At 45.2% G+C, this 14695-nt stretch carries 14 protein-coding genes; 7 read left to right on the forward strand and 7 right to left on the reverse strand.

All coding sequences use genetic code 11. The annotated features are described in order from the left end of the window. Positions 1-3 precede the first annotated feature (3 nt). On the reverse strand, positions 4-186 hold the full coding sequence (locus QUA80_RS15950; RefSeq protein ID WP_333426029.1) for a helix-turn-helix transcriptional regulator: 183 nt from the start codon (positions 184-186) through the stop codon (positions 4-6). 39 nt (positions 187-225) lie between these two features. Continuing rightward, positions 226-438: a helix-turn-helix transcriptional regulator gene (locus QUA80_RS15955; protein WP_333426031.1), complete on the reverse strand. Its 213-nt coding sequence runs from the start codon at positions 436-438 to the stop codon at positions 226-228. Between the two features lie 135 nt (positions 439-573). Between QUA80_RS15955 and QUA80_RS15960 the strand changes: the two genes are divergently transcribed. The 7 genes from QUA80_RS15960 (at position 574) to QUA80_RS15985 (ending at position 5898) form a co-directional block, all read left to right on the forward strand. Beyond that, positions 574-789: a hypothetical protein gene (locus tag QUA80_RS15960; protein ID WP_333304516.1), complete on the forward strand. Its 216-nt coding sequence runs from the start codon at positions 574-576 to the stop codon at positions 787-789. Between the two features lie 168 nt (positions 790-957). Beyond that, a complete protein-coding gene (locus tag QUA80_RS33825) occupies positions 958-1131 on the forward strand; it encodes a DUF6888 family protein (RefSeq protein WP_445302245.1) in 174 nt (57 codons plus the stop codon). A gap of 456 nt (positions 1132-1587) precedes the next feature. Then, positions 1588-1779, forward strand: coding sequence for a hypothetical protein (locus QUA80_RS15965; RefSeq protein WP_333426033.1), 192 nt, complete (start codon positions 1588-1590; stop codon positions 1777-1779). Positions 1780-1971: 192 nt separating this feature from the next. Next, positions 1972-3879, forward strand: coding sequence for a 1-deoxy-D-xylulose-5-phosphate synthase (dxs, locus tag QUA80_RS15970; RefSeq protein ID WP_333426035.1), 1908 nt, complete (start codon positions 1972-1974; stop codon positions 3877-3879). Positions 3880-3987: 108 nt separating this feature from the next. Further along, a complete protein-coding gene (locus QUA80_RS15975; protein WP_333426037.1) occupies positions 3988-4305 on the forward strand; it encodes a hypothetical protein in 318 nt (105 codons plus the stop codon). Continuing rightward, on the forward strand, positions 4302-4670 hold the full coding sequence (locus tag QUA80_RS15980) for an aspartyl protease (RefSeq protein WP_333426039.1): 369 nt from the start codon (positions 4302-4304) through the stop codon (positions 4668-4670). The genes QUA80_RS15975 and QUA80_RS15980 overlap by 4 nt, the downstream gene beginning before the upstream one ends. 7 nt (positions 4671-4677) lie before the next feature. Continuing rightward, on the forward strand, positions 4678-5898 hold the full coding sequence (locus QUA80_RS15985; protein WP_333426041.1) for an NAD(P)/FAD-dependent oxidoreductase: 1221 nt from the start codon (positions 4678-4680) through the stop codon (positions 5896-5898). Positions 5899-6211: 313 nt separating this feature from the next. Here QUA80_RS15985 and QUA80_RS15990 read toward each other — a convergent pair whose 3' ends face one another. The 5 genes from QUA80_RS15990 to QUA80_RS16010 form a co-directional block, all read right to left on the reverse strand. After that, a complete protein-coding gene (locus QUA80_RS15990; RefSeq protein WP_333426042.1) occupies positions 6212-8638 on the reverse strand; it encodes a sulfotransferase in 2427 nt (808 codons plus the stop codon). Between the two features lie 133 nt (positions 8639-8771). Next, entirely contained in the window at positions 8772-10844 is a 2073-nt protein-coding gene (locus QUA80_RS15995; protein ID WP_333426044.1) for a Wzt carbohydrate-binding domain-containing protein, read from the reverse strand. Continuing rightward, the gene (locus tag QUA80_RS16000; RefSeq protein ID WP_333426046.1) at positions 10845-11684 is read right to left on the reverse strand and encodes an ABC transporter permease; all 840 of its coding nucleotides are present in this window, start codon (positions 11682-11684) and stop codon (positions 10845-10847) included. It lies immediately after the preceding gene. A gap of 202 nt (positions 11685-11886) precedes the next feature. After that, a complete protein-coding gene (locus QUA80_RS16005) occupies positions 11887-13239 on the reverse strand; it encodes a glycosyltransferase family 2 protein (protein ID WP_333426048.1) in 1353 nt (450 codons plus the stop codon). A 192-nt stretch (positions 13240-13431) separates the two neighbouring features. Continuing rightward, on the reverse strand, positions 13432-14637 hold the full coding sequence (locus QUA80_RS16010; RefSeq protein ID WP_333426050.1) for a glycosyltransferase: 1206 nt from the start codon (positions 14635-14637) through the stop codon (positions 13432-13434). Positions 14638-14695 lie beyond the last annotated feature (58 nt).

Below are 14695 nucleotides of genomic sequence, written 5' to 3' on the forward strand. Positions count from 1 at the left end.
CTACTATTCCAAAAACTCGACCAAATCTTCAATCATTACGTCAAAAGCAAGGGCGATCTTCTGAACGGCGCTAAGGTCAACCGTACTCATGCCGTCATCTCGTCTAGCATAACCCTTAACCTTGTTGTAATTAACCCCTGAGCGATCGGCCACGTTTTGCAGCGTCCAGCCCTTTTCTTCTGCCAACTCTCGAATTTTAGCCTAACTCGCCCCATTAGTGCGTCCTCAATCTTCCAAAATCTCGACCAAATCTTCCATTGTTACATCGAAGGCGCGGGCAATTTTGTAGACAGCAGAGAGATCGACTGTGTTTAAGGTATCGCGCTGAACGTAGCTTCTGACAGTGTTGTAATTCACTCCTGAGCGATCCGCAACTTGCTTTAGGCTCCAACCCCTCTTCTCAGCTAGTTCTCGAATCCGCAGTCTCACGTATCCCATGTTTTAACTTGACATTGATGCGTATGCAACAGATAATATCTATGTACACTGAAAACGATCGCCCACCTAGCCTCGAAAACTTGAGGGCGATCGCCTTTTTTACCGCACCCCGCAAACGCGGGGAAGGATTACCCTATGATACCAACATCAAAGCCCAAATTAAACACTCATCCCTGGTGTATCGTGCGGCAATTGCCGAATATGCAGCGATTGGTAGTTGCTCGGTTCCACCGCCGGGGCGATGCTGAGGGATATATGCAGATTTTACGGCGGTTGTTGCCCGCGGCCAAACACGCGATCGTATTTGATACGACAGGGGCCGAGAAATTGCCAGAAGTGCGACTGAATTAGAGTGAATGCTGTAATAGATAAGTGCGATCGCCCTTTTGTGTTTGAATTGGAAAGTAATAAATCGTGAAGGGCGATCGTCCTTTCCTTTTTGCTAAAAATTCTCGCCATTCTGCACGCTTGCCGCACCCAACTTTACAATTAGCGTTACAATAAACGAGGAGTTGTGACTTGCCAACGCAGAAACAATCCAAATTCCTCTATCAGTTGCTTTCAAATTTGTATCAGCCTATCAATGTTTTTCGTTACGATCGCCACTTAAAAACACTCTACATCCAGGCTGGGATGAGTGATGAAATAGCGATACTAATAGATGAAAATGGAAATTGGAGCTTTGTTATATGACGCAAAACTTACACCTGATAACGAATGCGAAATAGAAACACTACCTTTCAAAGCATAGAAACGACCGCGAAGAATTCGGGCTGGCACTGCAAGTTTTGCTCGGTCGCCGCGATGCTAATGCTGCAAGCCAACCTTATCCTTTTGACCTTGCGCTCCAGAGAGCGAGGTGAGAGCAATTTTAACCGAGAAATCGATCTGTCAACAACCGCTCAACCCGTTAGGGTAGTTTACTAAAATCTCTATCTTCTGATTAATCTCGGAGAGAGCTTAACAGGAGAAAGGATTCTAATTGATACTTACACATTTGACCCCCAATTAATCAAGGGAGATACCGTCTGCATCAAGGATTGGAAAGTAGGAGTTGCAGCGGACGCAGGACTAGAAAATAAAGCTTTTTATTTTGATGCAACTGTCATTGACGTACAAAAGACTGTAGTCCGGCATCAACATTTCTCTGTGGATATCATTCTAGAATCACCCGATCGAGAGATAGTAGCTCAACTGAGAGATGCCTTGACATTAATCTACAAAATTTTGGACAAAATAATCGCATTGAATCTCAACATTTTTAGAGTTGAATTTGAACTCCCAATAGTTTTAATCGGCAATATTTCCGCTCTCACTAGCGACGATCGAATTACAATATAAGCATTTTTTATATTGACTTTGTAATATTTATTTACTATAATTCCCAGGTCAGAAATAATAAAATTGTTACGCCTCACAGTTTTTCCCAAATAACAGTTAAACTATTCTAACGTTTGTGCGTCCCCAACGTCGCAGGCTCAACCTATAGCTGTTAAGGATTCGTTCTGATTCACAGGAGCAAGATTTTAAAATATGCATCTGAGCGAACTGACTCACCCAAACCAATTACACGGTCTCTCGATTCATCAACTCGAACAAATTGCCCGACAAATTCGAGAAAAGCATTTAGAAACTGTAGCTGCCACTGGCGGCCACCTCGGTCCCGGACTGGGTGTAGTGGAACTGACTTTAGCACTCTACCAAACACTCGACCTCGATCGCGACAAAGTTACCTGGGATGTCGGCCACCAAGCTTATCCTCACAAATTGATAACCGGCCGCTACAACCAATTCCACACCCTGCGCCAAAAAGACGGCGTTGCAGGCTATCTCAAGCGCTGCGAGAGCAAATTTGACCATTTTGGTGCTGGCCACGCTTCTACGAGCATTTCCGCAGCCCTAGGAATGGCGATGGCGCGCGACCTCAAAGGGGAAAACTTTAAAACAGTAGCAGTCATCGGCGACGGTGCATTGACTGGCGGCATGGCACTCGAAGCAATCAACCACGCGGGCCATATGCCGAAAACCAATCTGATGGTAGTGCTCAACGACAACGAGATGTCAATCTCGCCCAATGTCGGCGCGATTACCCGCTATTTGAACAAGATGCGACTCTCGCAGCCGGTGCAGTTTCTCAAAGATAACTTAGAGGAACAATTCAAACACATTCCCTTTGTCGGCGAAACTTTTACCCCAGAAATGGAACGCCTCAAAGAAAGCATGAAACGCTTGGCAGTTTCCAAAGTTGGAGCCGTAATTGAAGAATTGGGCTTTACCTACATGGGCCCGGTAGACGGACACAATTTGGCAGAATTAATTGCCACTTTCAAACAAGGTCATACCATCCAAGGCCCGGTGCTAGTTCACGTGGTGACTGTGAAGGGCAAAGGATATGCGATCGCCGAAAAAGATCAAGTAGGATATCACGCCCAAAATCCCTTTAACTTAGCCACCGGCAAAGGCATTCCCTCCACCAAACCCAAGCCTCCAGCTTACTCGAAAGTCTTTACCCACGCCCTGGTCAAGCTAGCAGAAAATAATCCCAAAATTGTCGGCATTACCGCTGCAATGGCAACCGGAACCGGCCTTGACAAACTTCAGGAAAAACTGCCAAAACAGTACATCGATGTCGGCATTGCCGAACAGCACGCCGTGACTTTATCGGCTGGTTTAGCCTGCGAAGGAATGCGCCCCGTTGTAGCAATTTACTCGACATTTTTGCAGCGGGCATACGACCAAATAATTCACGATGTCTGCATCCAAAATTTGCCCGTTTTCTTCTGTTTGGATCGGGCCGGCATTGTCGGTGCTGACGGCCCCACTCACCAAGGAATGTACGATATTTCCTACTTGCGCTGTCTGCCAAATATGACAATTATGGCACCCAAAGACGAGGCAGAATTGCAGCGGATGGTAGTCACGGGAATCAATCACACCAGCGGTCCGATCGCCATGCGTTACCCGCGCGGCAACGGTTACGGCGTGCCTCTGATGGAGGAAGGTTGGGAAGAATTGCCGATCGGCAAAGGCGAAATCCTCCGCAACGGCGACGATTTGCTGATATTGGGTTACGGTTCAATGGTTTATCCGGCAATGCAAACCGCCGAGATTTTGAGCGAACACGGCATTGAAGCAACCGTTATCAATGCGCGTTTTGTCAAGCCTTTAGATACGGAATTAATCTTGCCTTTGGCACAGCGAATCGGGCGAGTTGTCACTTTAGAAGAAGGCTGTTTGATGGGTGGATTCGGTTCAGCAGTAGCCGAATCTTTCCTCGACAACAATATCCTCGTGCCACTGATGCGTCTGGGCGTACCGGATATATTAGTAGATCATGCAACGCCTGAGCAATCATTTGCAAGTTTAGGGTTAACTCCACCGCAAATTGCCGATCGCATTTTGGCAACCTTCAGCCGCAAACAGTCACCCGTTAGCGTGTAATTAGGTAGAATTGTAGGGTGCAGCGCACCCTACAATTCTAGATCCGATGTCTGACAGTGAAAGAGCAGCATGATTGAAGGAAGATTTGAGGATAAGGGAGAACAAACAATGACTAACGTGAAACCAAATCGTACCGTGCGGCGGGGAAGACTGTTCCCAGAGATTCAGTGGTCCGAAGAAAAAAAAGCCCAGTGGCGAGCCGAAAGAGCGGCATTTCGCAAGCGTTGCAAACTAATTTTCGATCGCCTTAAACCAGACTTAATTGACACTCACTACAACTGGTACATGGCGGTTGAACCTGATAGCGGGGAATATTTTATCGACAAGGATGACATGGCGGCTACCAAAATGTGCCGCCAGAAACACCCAAATGCTATCCCCTACCTTTTCCGCATCAACAACACAGGGGCGTGCGGCTCAATATGATTGAAGGAAGATTTGGTGATGAGGACGAGCTATTTTTTGAAATTGAATTGATTGCTAATAACGGCTTAGAATTACCTGTAGATGCTCTGCTAGATACAGGTTTTTCGGGCTGGTTAGCAATGGACGAGCAAGATTTCGAGGGACTTGATTGGATTTATATTAGGCGACAAGAAATGCGGACAGCAAAGGGAGAATTTGATTTCGATCTTTATGCAGGAAAAGTACGCATAGATGAGCAAGAATTTGACATTCCCGTTCATGTGGGTGACGGAGTACCGGAAATTTTAATCGGCCGCCAGTGGCTAAAAAATCGGCGGTTAGTAGTTTATATATCTGCGGGTATTTTGACATTGGAAGCGTGTTAAAAGCAAAATGAATTTAAAAAGTTTTGACATAGTAATAGTAGGAGCAGGCCCAGCAGGCGGTCACTGCGCGAGAATCCTAGCCAAATCCGGTCACAAAGTCTTGCTTGCAGAGCAAAACGACAACTTTAATAAAAATGACTTTTCCAGCGCCGCCACGCCTCTAGAAACCCTCTCTAAATTCGATTTACCCGAATCCGTTATCGGCAGTTTTTGGCACAAACTAACTATTGAAACTAGCAAAGTCAGTCAAACTTGGGAGTCTCCCGAAAGCTTAGGTGTTGTTCTCAATTTTGCTAAATTTAGAGCATTTTTGGCCGGCGAAGTTGAGCGATTTGGCGGTGAAGTTTGGCTTGGTTATCGCTACACCGGACATTTACAAGCCAAGGGCGAAACAACAGTAGAGTTTAAACAGTTATCCGACGGTCAAATTATCAATGTTAGCACGAAAGTATTGGTTGATGCTACTGGCTTTGCTAGGGCGATCATGTACGAAAGAGAGAAGGATAAGCCTGATTTTTTGTCGGGAACCGGAATAGAATATTTAATTGAAGTTGAACCAGAAATTTACCATAAATACAGCGGTGATTTAATCTTCTTTTTGGGCGATAAATGGATGCCGAAGGGTTATTCCTGGATATTCCCAATGGAACAAAACAGGCTGAAAGTTGGTGCGGGTCGCATTTTTTTAGACCCGAAAACGGTGAGGCATTTGTCACCGCTGAAAAAATATATTGATTTACTGATTGATGAATATCTGAAGTCTAAAAATTATAGAATTATTGACAAACACGGTTCGACACTGAAGTACAGTCCTGGTTTGAAGGATATTTATTGCAAGCATAATATAATTGCGATCGGCGATACTGTCTCGACAGTAAATTTTTTGGGCGGCGAAGGGATTAGACACGGGATGGATGGTGCGGAAATTGCGGGGAAATATATTCAAAGGTATTTGGAGGGTAAAATCTCAGATTTTCGGGATTATGAGAGGGAAATGCACCGCAAGTTTGATAAAAAATGGAATATTTCGGAAAGGTTGGCTGTGAGAAAATATATTGATGATGTTAATGATGAACTGACAGATAAAATGATTTCTTATTTAAAGAATATGAAAACTGAAGATGTTATGGATATTTTATTTTATTATAAGTTTGAGAAAATTTACCGAGGGTTAGGCGGTTATTTGCAGCGGAAAATCAAGGGATTGATTAAGCAATTTCACTTGTAAGGTGCGTCATATCGTTTCCGGTTGCACTCAGGCATGATATTAAATCTCTTAGCATCGGAATTCTTCAGATATCTATTCTCGACCTCTGTGTGAATGTGCGTCAATCCCTTGTCCGGAGCGGTTAATACATTCTCTTTTTTTTACCGCAGATGAGGGCAGATTAACACAGATTAACGCAGATGAATTAGATCGATTTCGGTTGCACCCTCCGTGATTTTGACTGTTGAATGGATTGTACCAGTAGGATGCTAAGAGATTTGATATCAGTTGAGAGATGGTTAGTTGTGGGAAAAATATCGCTGGCTGACGCACCCTACAAACCTAATTGCCATAAAAATTTTTCGGCTGTAACTTGAAGGCGCGGCAGCGACAGTAAAGCATCGTCAAAACTGCTAAATTTTGACCTATATGATACGCCAAAGGTATACCCACTCGCTCCAATTAAATGGGCTACAATTGGATCGACATCCCCGTAAGGATAGGCAAAACATTTAACAGATTTCTCTAATCCCCCTTCCAAGATAGCACGGGATTTTGCTCCCTCCCGCACAATTTCTGTCGGCGACAATGCAGTTAGAGGTTGATAAGTAGCAGACATAGAACCGAATTCAATCCCTGCATCCCGCAGTTGGTGAATTTCCGGCCATCCCATTAACTGCACTTCTTCAAATTCGGCTTTTTCCCAACTATTTGTCTTTCCTATCGACTCCGCTACCAGAAAAACAGTCGCTGTAAAATCAAAGCGTTTTAGCAGAGGCCAAGCATATTGGAAAAAGTCAAGATAGCCACCGTCAAAAGTGATCGATACAGCTTTACCTGGTAAAGGAGTTTTATCCAGTTTCGCACTTCGCCAATCTTCCCAACTTGCACTATAATAAGCACGGTCTTTGAGATACTGCAACTGTTGTTCTAAAACCTGGGGAGTAACTGCATCTAAACCATCAGGAGAAATGCGGCGGTAGGCGAGAATGGGCAGCCTTTGTGTAAGGCTATGATTGTCAAAAACTTGAGGTTTCACCGAGTGAGAAACTTCTCCATACGGCGATTTTCGCCCAATAATTTCCGGTGCGTAAAATACTTGCTTTGGAAACTCGTTTTCTGAGGCAATTTGCATTGTTGTTTCCCCCGCAATTGCCGCCGCTGACGCGATTTCCCGCAGCGCCGCCGCCGGGAGTGCTGCCCGGCGGCTGACACTCGTCCCGATCGCACCCGATCGCCTGCCGAACATCACCGCATTTGGCGGATAAATGCCGCCAGCACCCGCTGCATTCAAACTGTCGGGCAAATTTGACCTTTGTCGAGCACAAGAGGCTAAGCGCGATCGCAGCGATTGCTTGCCGTTGAGCGGTTTTCCCAGCAAAGCTTCTCGCACCGTGGCGACGCACAACTCAAAACCGCTATTTCGAGTAATTGTCGATCGCAATTTTTGAGCCGAAACAAAATTATTTTCCACCGCTACAGTGACAATACCGACAGCAACGCTGCCTACTGTCACTAGCACGTCAATTTCAGAAAGCTCAACTTTTATATTAGCCAATTCCTCGCTAACTTCTACAGCAATGAAATCTTTTTCGAGCGTAATTGTTGGCACTTCTTCGGCTATTTCTGGCTTGTAGAAATCCTGCAAATGCCAATGCGGACGCCCCCATAATTCTTGCAAAAATAGCGTCCAGTCATTTTTTTTGTGCAATGGTTCCAGCAAAGTTTGCCACAATCTATTGCGTTTTTCGCTGCGATTGCGTTGAAAGAAGCGATCGAGAATTTGCCAAGCAAACTGGGCTGCGATCGCATCCGCCAACACCGCACCGACAACCGTGCCATCGCAGACGGGCAATTCAAGAATACCGAGTTTAATTCCTTCTAGTTCGATCGTACAGCACAGGCGATCGCATATTTGGGGAAGAGCGCAAATATCCAAAATTGGTTCGCTCACTTCTACCGTAACTTTCCAAGCAATTTCACCCTTGACTCGCTTAATCTTATTTAAAATATATTTAATTTCATTTTTTGTAAAAATTTTATGATATTTGTGAACCTTACGACTTTTAACCTCTCTCTCAATCCCTTGATGCCAAGGTAAATTCAAACTGAGACTAGCTGCTGTTTCTTGATAAGCTTCCAGCATTTGAGCGTCATATTCAACGCCCAAAAAATGACAAATCTCCTCTAACTTTTTGAGCTTATTATCGAGTATTTCCTCATAATTGACTAATAGATGATTGGATTTATTAGCATATTTGTGACTAATTAACATCGCCTGTTTCCAGCGATCGATACAGTGGTTTAAATCCCAACCAGGCCCCCACAAATCATGATAACTGCTAGTAGCCTCATGCAGAGAAGCTATTGTATCCATACCGTTTCGCAAAATATGTATGAATTTCGCATCCGGTAAAAATCGCTCTATGTCATCAATAAAATATATGTGTTCCGGCGTTTTTTCCAACCAAATGCTTTTGTTTTTTTCCGCCGCCAAACCATCCAAAACTCCGACAAACCAACTAACTTTAGTTCCTACACTTTGAGTATCATCAAAATTTTGCAAAAGTTCAGGGCGATAAATCTCATCCTTAAAAAAAGCTTGCAGCCTACCTGGCAACTTTCCCGCAAACTTCTTGTACAGTAAATAGTGAAAAAACTTAGATTCAGGAAAAGAAATAATTTGAGGATGAGCAGCCAATAAACTTTGAAGCATGGTTGTGCCGCTTCTCGGAGAGCCTACTAAAAATATCCGTTTCATTTTTATACTTGATAAATTGTTTGTGGATGAGATTTTTTTATGAACCGCAGAGAGCACAGAGGGCACATAGGAAGAGAAGAAAGAGGTATGATTCCTGTTCCTCTCTGCGCTCTCTGCGTTTAAAACTCTTTTCCTAACTCCAACTAAAATCCTCCTTCAACAAATCAGAAAGTTCCTGATTGTAAGGTTTGAAATAATCAGTCAATTCTTGTTCGATTTCCGGTGGCATTTTGCTGTATTCATCGACATGATTAATTTCATATTCTTTACTTGGACTCGCACTAATATCCAAAAAATTTAATACTTCTGAAAAGACTTTGCCTGTATGTGTGTAAAAATCTTCGCTCTTGATAATTAGCAACTGTTCTCTAGGAAAATAGTCGAGCCAATTTTTGATTTGTTCTACATAAATTCCCCGCGCCAAATAGGAATAATGCTGGTGGTTAAAACTGTAATAACCTTCATCAGCTTTAATTTTTTCAATCTCACCTTTGAGTCGATCGGGTTCAGAAGCGATCGCCTTTTCAAAATCCAACTTTTCGCAGCCGATCGCCACTTCTAAATGATAGTGCATCCACGCTCGTTTTACCGGGTTTCGCAGCATCACAATCAGCTTAACATCGGGGAAACACTTGTAAACTCGCTCCGCCACCAAAGGATGATAAATATAGTAAGGAGTCATTTCCCACAGCAGCACCTTTTCACCGGCTACACTGCGAGTCAACTGTTTGTTATACCAATTAACACCGCGCTCAAAATTTAAATCAAAAAAGTGAATTTCCCGGGAACCTTCTTTGATAATTTGCAAGTGATTTTCAAGATGGCTGTATAGAGATTCCGTGCCGCAATTTTGAGCGCCAATCATTAAAAAGTCAGGTTTTTGCTTGTTTTCCAACTGAGTCAAAATCTTGGCGTAGCCGGGATTATTCTTATCCAAATTATAAGTTGCAGCGGCTGGTTCGGCTAAATCCAAAAGCGGCATTTTGCCCTCAAATTCCCAGCGGTACGGCGGACAAAGAATCGTTTTTTGGTTTACAGTCGATCGCACGTACAGCGGATAAACCTGCCAATGATAATCGTAGGCGTAAGCCAAAGTTTCCTCGTAAACCCCAGCATTCACGTAATACTGACCGTTTCCTAAATCCAGCCTGTCTATTTGCAGCCGGATTTTACCTTTCCCTTTCACCAGCGGCAGCAGTCTGCCCATTTGATTAGTATTAGTCTCAAAACAACTTTGACCATCATCCCTGCTGATTGTCACGGCAAAAATAGCAGCCGAAATTTCCTGCGACACCGAATAATAGATTTCAATGCTAATAGCATCACCGCTATCTATTTCTGAATCTGGCAACACTTGAACATCGGTAATTTCTACTTCTAAAGAACCGAAGCGATTCTGATGACCTCGCTGTGACGAGCCGCTACTCGTAGCTTCACCAGCACGCAGTGGAGTACGATTTGGTGTGGACGATCGCATTTCTGACAAATACTGACCGACTACCACTTCCGGTTCGCCATAAGCCACGATTTCACCTGATTTCAGCCACAAAGCCCGATCGCACATTTTCTGAATTTGCGACGCGGTGTGAGAAATCAAAACAATCGCACATCCTTGATTCTTAAACTCAGTTATCTTATTCAAACATTTAGTTTGAAAAGCCACATCACCAACCGACAAATGTTCATCAACTAACAGCACTTCTGGATCGGTATGCACCGCCACCGAAAAAGCCAGCCGCATTTTCATCCCCGTACTGTAAGTCCGCATCGGGCTGTCAATAAACTGTTTTAACTCTGCAAATTCCACTATATCGTCAAACCTGCGCGCCACTTCCCGGCGAGTCAAACCGGCCACCACTGCACCCACAAACACGTTTTCTCTACCCGTTAGATCCGTGTGAAAACCCGCACCCAAATCTAACAAACCGCCAATTCTGCCATTAACTTTAATAGTTCCTTCGTCAGCATGACCGATCCCGCCGACAAGTTGCAGCAGCGTTGATTTTCCCGCGCCATTCTTGCCAAGAATTCCCAGCATTTCCCCAGGAGAAACAGTAAAATTTATATTCCGCAGCGCCCAAAAACTAGCCTCCGGCTTCAGCTTCCACCAACCGGACAAAGCGGCTTCCATAATCGTATAAGGTTTTGCCGTAGAGTAGCGGTTAAAACGCTTACCCAAACCCTTGACAATAATTGCTTCACGCATTTACAATTCCTCCACAAAATGATCGCTTTGCCGTCTAAAAATTCCCAGTCCGATGGGCAAAATAGCCGCCACAACCAAGCTCAAAATTAACAGAGCAGGCCAATCCGGCTGCATACCTTTGAGAAGTATGGCGCGGTAAGCTTCAATCAGCGACACCATGGGATTTAAGTAATAGAACATCTGAAATTGTTTCGGTACGCTGTTGATGTCGTAGAAAATTGGAGTTAGGTAAAACATCATCTGCAAAACTACTCCCAAAGTGTGCTGAGTGTCGCGAAAAGTGACATTCAAAGCGGCAAGGGGATAAGCAAAACTAACTGTCAACAAAAACTGAATAATCATCAGCAGCGGCAACAAAAGTAGCACTGAATTCAGATGAACGCCATCTATTGCCAGAAAAATAATTAACACCGGCAAAGCTAACACAAAGTGAATTAGCCCTGTCATCGTCGTGACTACTGGCAAAATTGCCGTGGGGAAATTTGGCTGCCTGATTAGTGCTTTATTAGTGGTAATTAATCCCGTTGATTTAAATAATGCCGTTTGAGACCAACTCCAGATTAACAAACCGCTGAAAGCAAAGGAAGAAAATTTGGGAATATTCAGCGGTACGACAGAGCGAAACAAAAAGGAAAATACAGCCAACTGTAACAGCGGACTGATTAAAGTCCAAGCAATCCCCAACGTCGATCGCTTGTAAAGTAATTTCATATCGCGATCGACCAACACCCGCAGCAAATCAAACCAATGAGCCATTTTGCGCCGATAAAGCAGCGTTCCCGCATTTCTCACCGCACACCTCCTGCAGCTATCTGAGGTTGTGGCTCGGATGCCTCCCATGGCTGAATCTTAACCAAATTCTGAGTCGGCACCTGGGTCAGCTTGTCAGCAATTGGTTCTAAAAAATCAGCTTCAATCAATTTTATTGCCATAATTACCATTTTTGATTTTTGTGTTTTTAAGCTTTAATCTCTATTTATTTAGACTTACTTCAATGCTTCATTACACCTCTATTTTCGGTTGCCGATCCAGCCTAATTATGTCAGTTATAGGAAGGATTTTTTAGTTGTTTTTTGTCCAATACTGTAAATAACTGTAGATGTTGAAGAAGAGTGCTGTCAACTAAACTAGGCTCAGCATGAGCTGCACTTTTGGGCATACCTTTAACCGCGATCGCCCGAGCCAGTGGTTCGGCAAAGTCAAGCGCTAGAATCGATCGCAAGTGAGCGCCCCGCAGTGGCTCTACACCGAATTTGGGAGTGACGTGACCGACTGACAGTTCACCGTAACGGAGGTAAATTCCATCGGGTTTTTGCTCGTCAATCATTCGTTCTGCTGCTTCCCAACCTTCCTGCAAATCGATTTCAATTTCATGTCTGCCCAAATCGCCGCTAGCCGTTCCTTCTTGCATAAAACTAGAAAGAGCCGATCGACTTTTCAACTCATCGATGACACCCCGCAAATACCAATAACCGCGCAATTTTGGCCGCAACCACCGCCAAGTTCCCCGCATCCGCAAGCTTTCGAGTAAATCAAGAGATTTCCTCAGTCCCAGGGCCAGCCAATCCACAGCAGCCGGCCAGAAAAACGTGACCGCCACCACAATTTTATCTACCAACGAGTCAGCAGTTTCGTAGAGTGCTACCGGCAGTATCGGTCTAAGTTCCGGGTGTCGGCGGCCGATCAAAACATCCGATCGCCCTTCCTGACGAGCTCGGCCAAAAGAGCGATCGAGATTATTCGTTTCATGTTCGTAATGATAACCAACAGCATCCCCCGCTACAGCAAAAGGTACATCAGCTTTCAGCAAACGCACCCCAAACTCGTAATCTTCCCGGGCGTTCCCGAAAGTCGCATCGAAGCCATCGAGACGAGCAAACAGTTCTGCATCCAAAGAAAGGTTGCCGCTGAGCAAATCTTGATAAGTAAATCGGTGAGTCGGCTGGCTCATCCGATCGAACTTGTCTTCCCACCACGCTCGCACTTCTACGCCAAAAAATCTAGTTTCTCCCTGCAACTTAGGCGGATAGGGGCCGATGACAGCACAGCCCGGACGCTCTCGGTGAACCCGGGCGTGGCTTTCCACCAAGGGCGGCATTGCTTCGATATCGTCATCGAGAAACAGCAGCAATTTCCCGGTAGCCGAAGCTGCTCCGGTATTGCGGGTTATTGAAGCGCTCCGGCAATTTACCTCGATCGCCTGCACTTTAAACGGAGCTTTGTAGTCTTGCAGCATTGCCAAAGTATCGTCAATGCAGCTATCTGCGACTACAATAACTTCCATTAGGTCGATCGGATAAGTCTGCGAGTGCAAAGCATCAAGAGCTCGCCGCAGCGAAGAACATCGATTGTGACTGGGAATAATTACGCTAACTGTAGGATTTTCTCTATTCATATTGAATTGATTATTGGAACATTGAAGTCATCAGTCATCAGTCATTAGTGATCCGTTGTTGGTTGTTATTCAGAACGAATAAGAAAGAAGAAAGAGGAAAAAAACAGTTTTCCGTGTATGCGTGACTTCCGTGTTCTGAATAAAGATAATTGGTAATTGGAAATTTAAAACAGTCTTCCCTCCGACTACTGACTAATGACTGCTGACTGCTGACTTCTTCCCTTTAACTTCCTGCAACCACTTCCTAGAAGCAAAATAAGCCATCGGCCCACTCACGCAGCCCCGCAGTTGAGCCAACAGCAAATCGCTCGGAATCGCATCCGGCTGCTTCCGCAAAGAAGCAAATAATTCAGGAATTTGCTTGGAATACAGCCATCCCAAAGCTAATCGCACCACCCCTAATTCGCGATTTTTCACCAAAGTCCGCGTCCAGAAAGCGTAGACTCCAACTCCGTAGCAGTACATAGTTTTGCGCAAGTCTTCCCAATCGCGTCGGTGGCGGTGCCAACTCAGGGCTCTCGGTTCGTAAACAATGCGGTAGCCAGCGGTGAGAATCCGAGCATACAGTTCGTGATCTTCCCCGCATTTAGCCGGCGTCCCCACGCCCAAAGCTTCGTCAAACAATCCTATAAAGTCGATCGAACTTTTGCGTAAAGCCATGCTTGCCGAAACCCCCACCAGATAGACAACCAGAGGGTTGCAGTGCGCCCCGTCAAAAAATCGGCGCTCAAAGCCCCGCCCGTGGGGGCTGTAGCGCTCGAACCATTCTTGCGCTTCTGTTTCCAGTTCCAAGGGCATCACCAGCCCCGTAACGCACATAACTCGGGGATCGCTGAAATTTCGCAAGAGCGATCGCAGCCAGTTCGGATCGGGTACTGCATCGTCATCTGTAAACGCTACGAATTCGTGTTTAGCTTCGCGTAAAGCTCGGTTGCGGGCAGCGCTGGAGCCCGGTAGGTCTTCGCGCACATAGCGGACTTTTGGGTAATTTTTGATTAGTTCCTCGGTAGCGTCCGTAGCGGGACAATTGTCAATTACCAAGTATTCCTGACCGTCGTCTGGGAGCTGCATCAGCGCGTCCATACAGCGCCGCAAATCTTCCGGGCGATCGCGCGTGCAAACTGCTACTGTGGCGATCGGCATTGCCTGCACGGGCCCGCGTTCATCCCATGCGAGGGCATCGTAGAGCCAATTTTTCCAAAGGTTCTCGCCCGCTGCATTTATCAGTGTTTCCCGCAATTGGGAGCCGTCTGTGCGACCTCCGACTAGCGATAACAGAGCTTGCCCGATCGGTTTTCCGTGCAGTCGAATTAAAACTAAGGCTTTGCTGTAACGCTCCTCAACCTTAATTTCTGGCGGGAGTTTCGAGATTTCCAGGTCGAGAATAGCTGTTGCCATGAGTTATGCCATTTTAGATTTTAGATTTTGATTTTAGATTGCAAAAAACTCATAGATA

Source organism: Microcoleus sp. F4-D5, from assembly GCF_036704885.1.
GTDB lineage: Bacteria > Cyanobacteriota > Cyanobacteriia > Cyanobacteriales > Microcoleaceae > Microcoleus.

Bases quoted from the DNA above. Each gene is read 5' to 3' on its own strand.
- QUA80_RS16000 (WP_333426046.1), bottom strand. From the start codon at position 11,684: ATGGGAGGCATCCGAGCCACAACCTCAGATAGCTGCAGGAGGTGTGCG.
- QUA80_RS16005 (WP_333426048.1), bottom strand. From the start codon at position 13,239: ATGAATAGAGAAAATCCTACAGTTAGCGTAATTATTCCCAGTCACAAT.
- QUA80_RS15990 (WP_333426042.1), bottom strand. From the start codon at position 8,638: ATGAAACGGATATTTTTAGTAGGCTCTCCGAGAAGCGGCACAACCATG.
- QUA80_RS15955 (WP_333426031.1), bottom strand. From the start codon at position 438: ATGGGATACGTGAGACTGCGGATTCGAGAACTAGCTGAGAAGAGGGGT.
- QUA80_RS15980 (WP_333426039.1), top strand. From the start codon at position 4,302: ATGATTGAAGGAAGATTTGGTGATGAGGACGAGCTATTTTTTGAAATT.
- dxs (WP_333426035.1), top strand. From the start codon at position 1,972: ATGCATCTGAGCGAACTGACTCACCCAAACCAATTACACGGTCTCTCG.
- QUA80_RS15960 (WP_333304516.1), top strand. From the start codon at position 574: ATGATACCAACATCAAAGCCCAAATTAAACACTCATCCCTGGTGTATC.
- QUA80_RS15995 (WP_333426044.1), bottom strand. From the start codon at position 10,844: ATGCGTGAAGCAATTATTGTCAAGGGTTTGGGTAAGCGTTTTAACCGC.
- QUA80_RS16010 (WP_333426050.1), bottom strand. From the start codon at position 14,637: ATGGCAACAGCTATTCTCGACCTGGAAATCTCGAAACTCCCGCCAGAA.
- QUA80_RS15975 (WP_333426037.1), top strand. From the start codon at position 3,988: ATGACTAACGTGAAACCAAATCGTACCGTGCGGCGGGGAAGACTGTTC.
- QUA80_RS15985 (WP_333426041.1), top strand. From the start codon at position 4,678: ATGAATTTAAAAAGTTTTGACATAGTAATAGTAGGAGCAGGCCCAGCA.